This window comes from Azospirillum brasilense (assembly GCF_022023855.1).
GTDB classification, from domain to species: Bacteria; Pseudomonadota; Alphaproteobacteria; order Azospirillales; family Azospirillaceae; genus Azospirillum; species Azospirillum brasilense_F.
The window spans coordinates 559104-567500 of sequence record NZ_CP059453.1 but is presented as its reverse complement, the minus strand read 5'-3'; the positions used below and the strand labels follow the sequence as shown (position 1 = coordinate 567500).

Annotated in this window: 6 protein-coding genes and 2 tRNA genes (1 of these 8 cut by a window edge); 2 read left to right on the top strand and 6 right to left on the bottom strand. The window is 71.0% G+C overall.

What is annotated here, in order from left to right:
- The 3 genes in view from H1Q64_RS32355 to crtI are tightly spaced (at most 26 nt apart) and all read right to left on the bottom strand, a layout consistent with a single transcriptional unit that may run on beyond the window.
- A protein-coding gene (locus H1Q64_RS32355; RefSeq protein ID WP_237907907.1) for a lysophospholipid acyltransferase family protein crosses the window boundary here: on the bottom strand, positions 1-223 show its beginning. The gene continues 596 nt to the left of window position 1, outside the view; only the first 223 of its 819 coding nucleotides appear in the window; the start codon lies at positions 221-223; its stop codon lies beyond the left edge, outside the window.
- Between the two features lie 26 nt (positions 224-249).
- Positions 250-1791 carry a phytoene desaturase family protein gene (locus H1Q64_RS32350; protein ID WP_237907906.1) on the bottom strand — a complete coding sequence of 514 codons (1542 nt, stop codon included), beginning with the start codon at positions 1789-1791 and terminating at the stop codon, positions 250-252.
- Entirely contained in the window at positions 1788-3341 is a 1554-nt protein-coding gene (gene crtI, locus H1Q64_RS32345; RefSeq protein ID WP_269145440.1) for a phytoene desaturase family protein, read from the bottom strand. The genes H1Q64_RS32350 and crtI overlap by 4 nt, the downstream gene beginning before the upstream one ends.
- Positions 3342-3404: 63 nt before the next feature.
- Between crtI and H1Q64_RS32340 the strand changes: the two genes are divergently transcribed.
- Entirely contained in the window at positions 3405-4877 is a 1473-nt protein-coding gene (locus H1Q64_RS32340; protein ID WP_237907904.1) for an aldehyde dehydrogenase family protein, read from the top strand.
- A 13-nt stretch (positions 4878-4890) separates the two neighbouring features.
- Complete coding sequence (locus tag H1Q64_RS32335; RefSeq protein WP_237907903.1) at positions 4891-5370, top strand: DUF4126 family protein; 480 nt, start codon at positions 4891-4893, stop codon at positions 5368-5370.
- Between the two features lie 86 nt (positions 5371-5456).
- Here the strand turns inward: H1Q64_RS32335 and H1Q64_RS32330 are convergent.
- The 3 genes from H1Q64_RS32330 to H1Q64_RS32320 all read right to left on the bottom strand — a co-directional run bounded on the left by H1Q64_RS32330 (position 5457) and on the right by H1Q64_RS32320 (position 8130).
- A tRNA-Ala gene (locus H1Q64_RS32330) sits at positions 5457-5532 on the bottom strand.
- Positions 5533-5562: 30 nt separating this feature from the next.
- Positions 5563-5649 (bottom strand) — tRNA-Leu (locus tag H1Q64_RS32325).
- A gap of 135 nt (positions 5650-5784) precedes the next feature.
- Entirely contained in the window at positions 5785-8130 is a 2346-nt protein-coding gene (locus H1Q64_RS32320; protein WP_237907902.1) for a mechanosensitive ion channel domain-containing protein, read from the bottom strand.
- Positions 8131-8397: the final 267 nt, after the last annotated feature.

The window sequence follows — 8397 nt, the reverse complement described above, 5'->3', positions numbered from 1 at the left end:
GGGTCGTCCCCAACACGATCAGCAAAGCGGGGTCCCACCAGGAGGGATGGTTCAGGCAGACGATCACGGGCCGGTCCGACGGCAGGGCCGGCCAGCCCGGCCGGGCCAGCCGCACCGCGTGGAAGTCGCGCCGCATCCGCCGCGCCATGACGGCGCCAAAGAAGCGGCAGAGCACCGGTGAGCGCAACACGACCGGATCGTCCTTCAGCCCATCATCCTCCATCCCTGGCCCCATGCCCAGCCCACCCCTCAGGCGACGGCGCGCAGGTCGCCGTCGCGCGCTCCGCTCCGGAGGTCCTGGTCCAGGCTGTCGGCGGCGATCCAGCCGGACATCAGCACCATCGGCATGCCCGGTCCCGGATGGGCGGCCCCGCCGGCCAGATACAGCCCCTCCACGTCGCGCGAGCGGTTGCCCGGCTTGAAGGCGCCCATGAAGCGGCCGTGGCTGGCCAGCCCGTAGATGGCACCGTTCAGCACGCGGTAGCGGTCGTGGATGTCCTGCGGGGTCAGGACGCGTTCGACGCGGATGCGGTCCTCCAGGTCGGTCATGCCGGCGGTGCGCTTCAGCTTGTCAAAGACGGTGCGGCGGTAGTCAGGCAGCATCCGAGACCAGTCGTGGTGCGACCGCAGGTAGGGGGTGTGGACCAGCACATAGAGCGCCTCGCCCCCCGGCGGCGCCACGCCGGGCTCGGTGCGGGCGGGGGCGGCGATGTAGCAGGTCGGGTCGGGCGCCGGCTCGCCACGGCGGTAGATCCAGTCGAACTCCTCCGCCGGGTCGCGGGAGAAGACGAAGTCGTGGTGCAGCAGATGCTCGTAGCCGCGGTCGAGACCGAGATAGAAGACCACGCCCGAGCAGGCCGGCTCGTAGCAGCGGCGCTTGCGGAAGCGCTTGGCCGGGGCACCGCCCACCAGCTCCTCGTAGGTGCGGACGGAATCCATGTTGGAGACCACCGCCGATACCGGGACGCGCTCCCCGCCCTCGGTCTCGACGGCGGTGACGCGCTTGTCGGTCACCTCCAGCCGGCGCACGCCGGTGCCGGTGCGGATCTCGACGCCGAGGCGCCGGGCCACCCGCTCCAGCGCCAGCGGAACGGCGCGGGTGCCGCCCATCGGGTACCAGACGCCGTCGTTGGTCTGCATGTGGGCGATGGCGCAGAGCACCGCCGGGGAGCCGTAGGGGGATGAGCCGACATACTGGGTGAAATGGTCCAGCATCTGGGCGGCGCGGGCGTCGGGGACGTGGCTGCGGATGGTGCCGGCCACCGTGCTGCCCATGCGCAGCGCCAGCACGTCGGACAGGGTGCTGGCGTTCATGCTGTCGCGGAGCTTCAGCGTGTCGCCCAGATCCTCCACAGACTTCCAGAAGAAGAAGCGTTCGGAGATGCCATGCAGACGCTCCGACAGCGCCTGGAAGCGGCGATAGCCCTCCCCGGCGCCCCGGCCGGGGGCCAGCCGGTCGAGTTCCGCGGCCATCGCGCCGATGTTCTCCGACAGGTCCAGCACCGTGCCGTCGTCGAAGAAGCAGCGCCATTGCGGCTCCAGCCGGACCAGCTCCAGCTCGCGGTCGAGATCGCAGCCGGCCTCCGCCAGGATGCGGCGCAGGACGCGCGGCACCGTCAGGATGGTCGGCCCCATGTCGAAGCGGAAGCCGCCCTCCTCCAGCACCGCCGCCTTGCCGCCGACCCAGCCGTTCTTCTCCAGAAGCACCACCTTGTGGCCGCGCGCCGCCAGAACCACCGCCGACGCCAGCCCGCCCAGGCCGCCGCCGATCACCGCGATCCGATCCGTCATGCCAGTCCTCCCGCTATGGCCCGCTTGGGCAGGCCGGACAGTCCCATGGTTTCGCTGCGCCAGGGCGTCGGCAGGCCCAGCTCCGAGGCCAGCAGCCGCGATGTGATGCGCGCGCCTTCGAAGATCACCGGCAGGCCGCTGCCGGGGTGGGTGCCGCCGCCCACCAGATAGACGCCGTCCAGATCCTCGAACCGGTTGTGCGGACGCAGGTGGAGCATCTGGTCCAGGCTGTGCGCCAGATTGAAGGTGGCGCCGCGGTGCACCGCGAAAAGGCGGTCCCAGTCGGCCGGCGTCACCACGCGCTCGACCCGGATGCGGCGCTCCAGATCGCTCAGGCCGAAACCGGCCAGCCGGTCGAGCACGAGGCGGCGGTAGCGCGGCGCCTCGGCCGTCCAGTCGATGTGGCCGCGCTGGTGGCCGACCGGCACCAGGATGTAGAGGGTGCTGCCGCCGGGCGGGGCGAGATCAGGGTCGCTGACGCAGGCGTTCTGGACATAGATCGAGGGGCGGCGCGGCATCTCGCGGCCGTCCTCGATCTCGGCGAGGTTCCGCGCGTAATCCTCCGCCAGATAGACGGTGTGGTGGTCCAGCCCCTCCATCCGGCCCTCGATCCCGAGATAGAGCATGAAGGTGGAGCAGGAGAACTTCTTGGTGGCGATGCGGGCGTCGGTCCAACGCCGGCGCAGGTCGTCGGGCACCAGGGTCGTCATCGCGCGGGCGAAGTCGGCGTTGATGACCAGCGCGTCGGCCGGATACTCGCCGGCCTCCGTCCGCACCCCCACGGCGCGGCGGTCCTGGAAGCGGATGTGGCGCACCGTCTCGTTCAGCCGCACGGTGACGCCGAGGTCCTCGGCCACCCGCCGCATCGCCTCCATCACCGCCTCGGTGCCGCCGCGCGGATGGAAGACGCCGTGCTCATGCTCCAGGAAGGACAGGATGGTGAACAGGCTGGGGCAGCGGAAGGGCGACATGCCCAGATACTTGCTCTGGAAAGAGAAGGCGAGGCGGACGCGCGGATCCTGGAAGTAACGGGACAGGTCGCGGTCGACCGAGCGCTGCGGCGAAAGCCGTCCCAGCGCCTTCAGCATCGGTAGCGAGGCCAGCGCCCAGGGGCTGGAGAAGTCGTTCTCCAGGATCGGACGGAACAACTCCATCTTCGCCCGGTTGTCGGCCAGGAAACGCGGCAGCCCCTGGGCGTCGCGCGGGTTGAGGCGGGCGATCTCCGCCATCAGCGCCTTCATGTCGGCCTGGACCCGCAACTCCCCGCCGGCCTCGAAGACCAGTCGGTAGAGCGGATCGAGCCGGATCAGGTCGACCTCGTCCGACAGGCGGCGCCCGCAAGCCTCGAAAATCTCCTCCAGGATGCGGGGATAGAGGAAGAAGGTCGGCCCGCTGTCGAAACGGTACCCGTCGAGCGCGAAGCCGGCCGACCGGCCGCCGACGCGGTCCTGTCGCTCCAGCACGGTGACCTTCGCCCCGGTGAGCGCCAGAAGCATTGCGGATGCCAATCCACCCGGCCCAGCGCCAATGATCACGACTTGCCGTTCCATCCGCTTGCCAAACGCTCCCGAGCTGACGACTTGTGTGAAGGCAGTTACGAACATGGACCAAGAATGGATCACAGCCACAATCCCACCTCTCCAGGTGTAACCCCTTGGACAAACGGGACCAGCGATCCATTTTCGTCTGCGCGGGCGGCATGGGCCGGCGGCAATACAGCCGAAAGACTATCCATCATCCGCAACATCCGTCGCCGTATCGCGGCAGATGCAGAGGATCTTGTGCAAACGCTGGCGACCCGCCCCGGACGCAGCGCGGCCGAGAGCCTGAGCGCGGAGGTCCTGCCGCTGGCCGAGGCCTGCCGCTTCCTGGAGCGCGAGGCCGCCGCGCTGCTGGCCCCGCGGCGCCTGGGGGCTCGCGGCCGCCCGGTCTGGCTGTTCGGAGTCACGGCGGAGGTGCGGCGGGAGCCGTTCGGCACCGTCCTGATCGTCGGCCCGTCCAACTACCCGCTGCTGCTGCCGGGAGTGCAGGCGCTTCAGGCGCTGACCGCCGGGAACGCCGTGCTGGTCAAGCCGGCGCCCGGCTGCTCCGCGCCGATGGAACGGCTGGCGGACTGGCTGGCCGAGGCCGGTCTGCCGGACGGCCTGTTCCAGCTTCTGGACGAGTCCCCCGACGCGGTGTCCGACGCAATCACCGCCGGCATCGACAAGCTTGTGCTGACCGGATCGGCCGCCACCGGCCGGGCGGTGGCCCGCCAGCTCGCCGAAGCGCTGGTGCCCTCCACCATGGAATTGTCGGGCAACGACGCGGTCTTCGTCCTGCCGGGGGCCGACCTCGACACGGTCGCCCGCGCGCTGGCCTTCGGCCTGCGCCTCAACGGCTCCGCCACCTGCATCGCGCCGCGCCGGGTCTTCGTGCCGCGCGCCCTGTCCGCCGAGCTGGAGCATTCCTTGACGCGCAGCGTGGCGGCGATTCCGCCGGCGGCGGTGCCCCTGCCGGTGCGGCGCCGGCTGGTCGGGCTGGTCCGCGCGGCGATGGCGGAGGGCGCCCGCCCGCTCGGCCCGTTGCCCGAGGACGCCGACCCGGCGATGGCGCCGTTGATCGTGGCCGACGCGCGGCCGGGCATGGCGCTGCTGCGCGAGGAGCTGTTCGCCCCCATCCTGTCGCTGGTGCCCGTCCGCGACGTCGAGGAGGCGCTGGAGGCCGCCGCGCAGAGCCCGTACGCGCTCGGCGCCTCGGTCTTCGGGCCGGAGGAGGAGGCGCGTGCGCTGGCCGGGCGGCTGGACGCCGGAACGGTGACGGTCAACGACTTGATCGTGCCGACCGCCGACCCCCGCCTGCCCTTCGGCGGACGCCGCGCCAGCGGCTGGGGGGTCACGCGCGGCGCCGAAGGGCTGCTGGAGATGACGCGGGTGAAGACCGTCTCGGTGCGGCGCGGCCGGCGGCTTCTCCACATCGACCCGCCGCGCAACGGCGACGCGGCGCTGATGCTGGCGGCGCTCCGCCTGCTCCATGGCGGTCCCGGCACCCGCGCCGGGGCAGTCCGGACCCTGTTCAAAGCCCTGCGCGACCGCCGGACCGACTGACCCGGAGACCATCGTGACGACTGTTGTGATCCTCGCCGTCCTGATCGGCGCCGTTTCCGGTTCGCGCACCCTGCTGGCGCCGGCGGCGGTGTCCTGGGCCGCCTATGGCGGCTGGCTCGACCTGTCGGGAAGCTGGCTGTTCTTCCTCGGCCACCCGGTCTCGCCCTGGGTCTTCACCGCGATGGCGGTGGCGGAGCTGGTCACCGACAAGCTGCCGAGCACCCCCAGCCGCAAACGCCCCTTCCCCTTCGCCAGCCGCATTGTGGGCGGCGCCATCGCGGGCGCTGCCATTGGCGCGAACGCGGGCGTCTGGAACGCGGGCGTCTGGGTTGTTGGCCTGATCGCGGGTGGGCTGGGCGCGGTCGTCGGCACGCTCCTCGGTTATGCGGCGCGCCGGCGCATGGCCGCCGCCTTCGGCCGCGATTGGCCGGCGGCGCTGATCGAGGACGCCGTGGCGCTGACCATCGCTCTGCTGGTCGCCGCCGCGGCATGAGCGGGCCACTCGGTCCTGCTTCCGATGGCGGAAGGGGCCGCGAAAAAGGAAAAGCCAGCAACCCGTCAAGGTTGCTGGCTTCATGATGGTGGAGCCAAGGAGGATCGAACTCCTGACCTCTACAATGCCATTGTAGCGCTCTCCCAGCTGAGCTATGGCCCCACTATAATCTCAGACCAACACAAGAAGTGTTGGTGCGCTTGGAGGGACTCGAACCCCCACGGCCTTTCAGCCACTAGGACCTGAACCTAGCGCGTCTACCAATTCCGCCACAAGCGCATCGTCTGCTCTTTATCCCGCGTCCCTTGGGGTGACGCGGGAGCGCTGATATAGCTGCGCCGCCGGCCGGGCTCAAGCGAAATCGACATGGCCCCGTCACTTTTTCGCAAGACCGAGGGGGTTGGTGCAGCCACCCTACTCCGCCGCCCCGGCGTGGCGCATCCGGCCGGCATTGGCGGCGCCCGCCTCGGCCCCCATCCCGGCCAGCATCTCCGCGGCACCGCGGGCGATGTGCAGCGTGCGCTGCGGCAGCGGGAAGTCGATTCCCAGCTCGATGAAGCGCGCCTTCATGCGGCCGTTGAACTCCCGCCCGACGTTCCATTGCTGGATGGGCAGCGTCTTGATCCGCGCCTTGATGACCGCCGCCGACTCCTGGAAGGAATCGACGCCCAGCACTTCCAGCGGCTCCAGGATCAGCGGCGCGAAGCGCGGGTCCTTGCGCAATTCGTCGCCGATGCCGTGCAGCACGGAGACGACGCGGTCGGCGTTCTCGTGATAGGGGATGGCCACGTCGAACACGTAGTAGCTGAAGTCCTTCGTCATGTTCGACACGCTGGTGACCGCGCTGAAGGGAATGGTGTGCACCGTTCCGTCGAAGTCGCGCAGGCGGATCGTGCGGATGTTCATCCCCTCCACCAGACCGCCCTTGCCGCCGACATTGACGACATCGCCGACCGAGATGGTGTCCTCGAACAGGATGAACAGGCCGGTGATGACGTCCTTGACCAACGTTTGCGCGCCGAAGCCGACGGCCAGACCGACCACGCCGGCGCCGGCCAGCAACGGCCCGATGTTCAGCCCCAGCTCCGACAGGGTGATCAGCGTGACCAGCGTCAGCAGGACCACCAGCAGGGCGCTGCGCAGCAGCGGCAGCAGGGTGCGCACCCGCGCACTGCGCTGGATCGCCCGGCCGTTGCGGTCCGTCGTCGCCAGATGGCGTTCGATCAGCCCGTTGGTCACCTCCCACACGGCGAGCGCGATGGCGCCGACCAGCAGAAGCGACAGGCCCGACGCCACGATGCGCAGGCCGATGGCCGTCTGCAGCCAGCCCCAGACATCCAGCCCCCAGGCGTTCAGAACCACCAGCCCGCCCAGAACGGCCACCGCCGCGTGCAGCAGCCGCGCGGTGGGGGCGACGTAGCGGCGCAGCCGCCCCGCCGCCCAGGCCGAGTGGCCCCGCCGACGGTCCATGCGCTCCAGGATCGCCGCGGCGGCGCGGGTGATCCCCCGACCGATCAGCCGCGCGATGCCGGCGACGACCAGAGTCACCGCCGTCGCCTGGACCACGAACAGCAGCCCGCCGCTGATCTCCAGCGCCCAGATGCCGAACAGGACGATGATGTAGAGGATGGCGATGGCGTGCCAGACGTCGGCCACGCGGCGGCCGGCGGCGCGCAGCATCCGCCCCGCCCCGGCGGCGCGCCGCCCGGGCGGAAGCGGTGACACCGCGTCGGACAGCGGCTGCGCCGCCGCGATGCCGCCGCGCAGCCGAGCGGCCACCGCCTCCCGGCTCTGCAGCACCAGCACCGCCAGCATGACGGCGACGATCAGGCCGACCAGGGTCACCAGCGCGCTGTGGCTCTGCGCCGGCAAGCCGAGCCGCCGAGCCGCCTCGGCTAGGAACAGGCCGTAGAGCGTGGTGATGGCGATGGTCCGGCACCAGCGCAGCAGGCGCAGGGCCGAGCCGTCGCTCATCGGGATCAGCCGCAGGTTGGGCGAGGCCGGGGCCAGCAGCGCCCGGACGACCAGAAGCACGATCTGCACGAAGATGCTGGCGTTGAGGAAGGTGACGCCCAGCACCCGCACCACCGGCGGCGGGTCGAACAGCGCCAGCACGCCGAAGCCGGCGGCGGCGAAGGCCACTATGGGCGCCAGATCGAACAGCGACCGCACCAGCAGCAGCGGCACCTTGGCGATGGCGGAATGGATGGGCCGGGCCGCCAGCATCGCGCGCGGGCGTCGCAGCGTGCGGATGGCGATCAGCCGGACGCCCTGCCCGACCACCACCACCAGCACCAGCTCGGCGGCCAGCCAGCCCCAGGCGGCGCGTTGCGCCGGGTCGGACACCTGCCGCTCCAGCCAATGCAGCCCCTGCGGCGCGTTCAGCAGGGCGTCGCCGGCCAGCGCGGCCTCCTGCCCCAGCCCGTCGAGCCGATCCGACAGCAAGGTGAGCAGGCGGGTGCCGATCCCCTCCGGCTCCGTCGGCGCGGTGGCGGCCTCCGCCTGCTCCAGGGCGCGGAGCTGGCCGAGCAGGGCGGCACGGCGACCCGGGTCCTCCAGCGTCTGGCGCAGGCGGGCGATCTCCTCCGGATTGGGCGCCGGCTCGGCCTGGGCCGGCGGGGCGGGCGTCGGGATCTGGGCCGACGCCGGAGTCGCCATGCCTCCCAGCGCGGCGGTCAGCAGGAGAAGGAGGGCGAGCAGGCCGCGCAAGGCGCGGAAGCGGGCGGCGGGAAGCCGTGGGGCACGGTCGTCGAAAGTCATCGTCCTCTGGCGGTACCGGTTGACGGGTCCAATCCAGGCCAACAGCGCCGGGCGCGGTTTGTCTTGCAGCGCAGCAACCGCGACATTTTGTCCGGCGAACCTCCCGGCCCACCGTCTGCTCTTGCACGTCAATCTGATATATTAGTATACATCATGGCGAACACCGGAAAACACCGGAAGCGCCCGCGCCCTGCCGCGGCGGGCCGCCCGATCCGGTACCCCCATTCCAACCGGCCCTGGCCGGCGCCGCCCCCGATCCCATCCGGG

What these genes read in the sequence shown, in the direction of transcription:
- H1Q64_RS32350 (WP_237907906.1), bottom strand. Translation starts at nt 1,791, where the DNA reads ATGACGGATCGGATCGCGGTGATCGGCGGCGGCCTGGGCGGGCTGGCG.
- crtI (WP_269145440.1), bottom strand. Translation starts at nt 3,341, where the DNA reads ATGGAACGGCAAGTCGTGATCATTGGCGCTGGGCCGGGTGGATTGGCA.
- H1Q64_RS32340 (WP_237907904.1), top strand. Translation starts at nt 3,405, where the DNA reads ATGGATCACAGCCACAATCCCACCTCTCCAGGTGTAACCCCTTGGACA.
- H1Q64_RS32320 (WP_237907902.1), bottom strand. Translation starts at nt 8,130, where the DNA reads ATGACTTTCGACGACCGTGCCCCACGGCTTCCCGCCGCCCGCTTCCGC.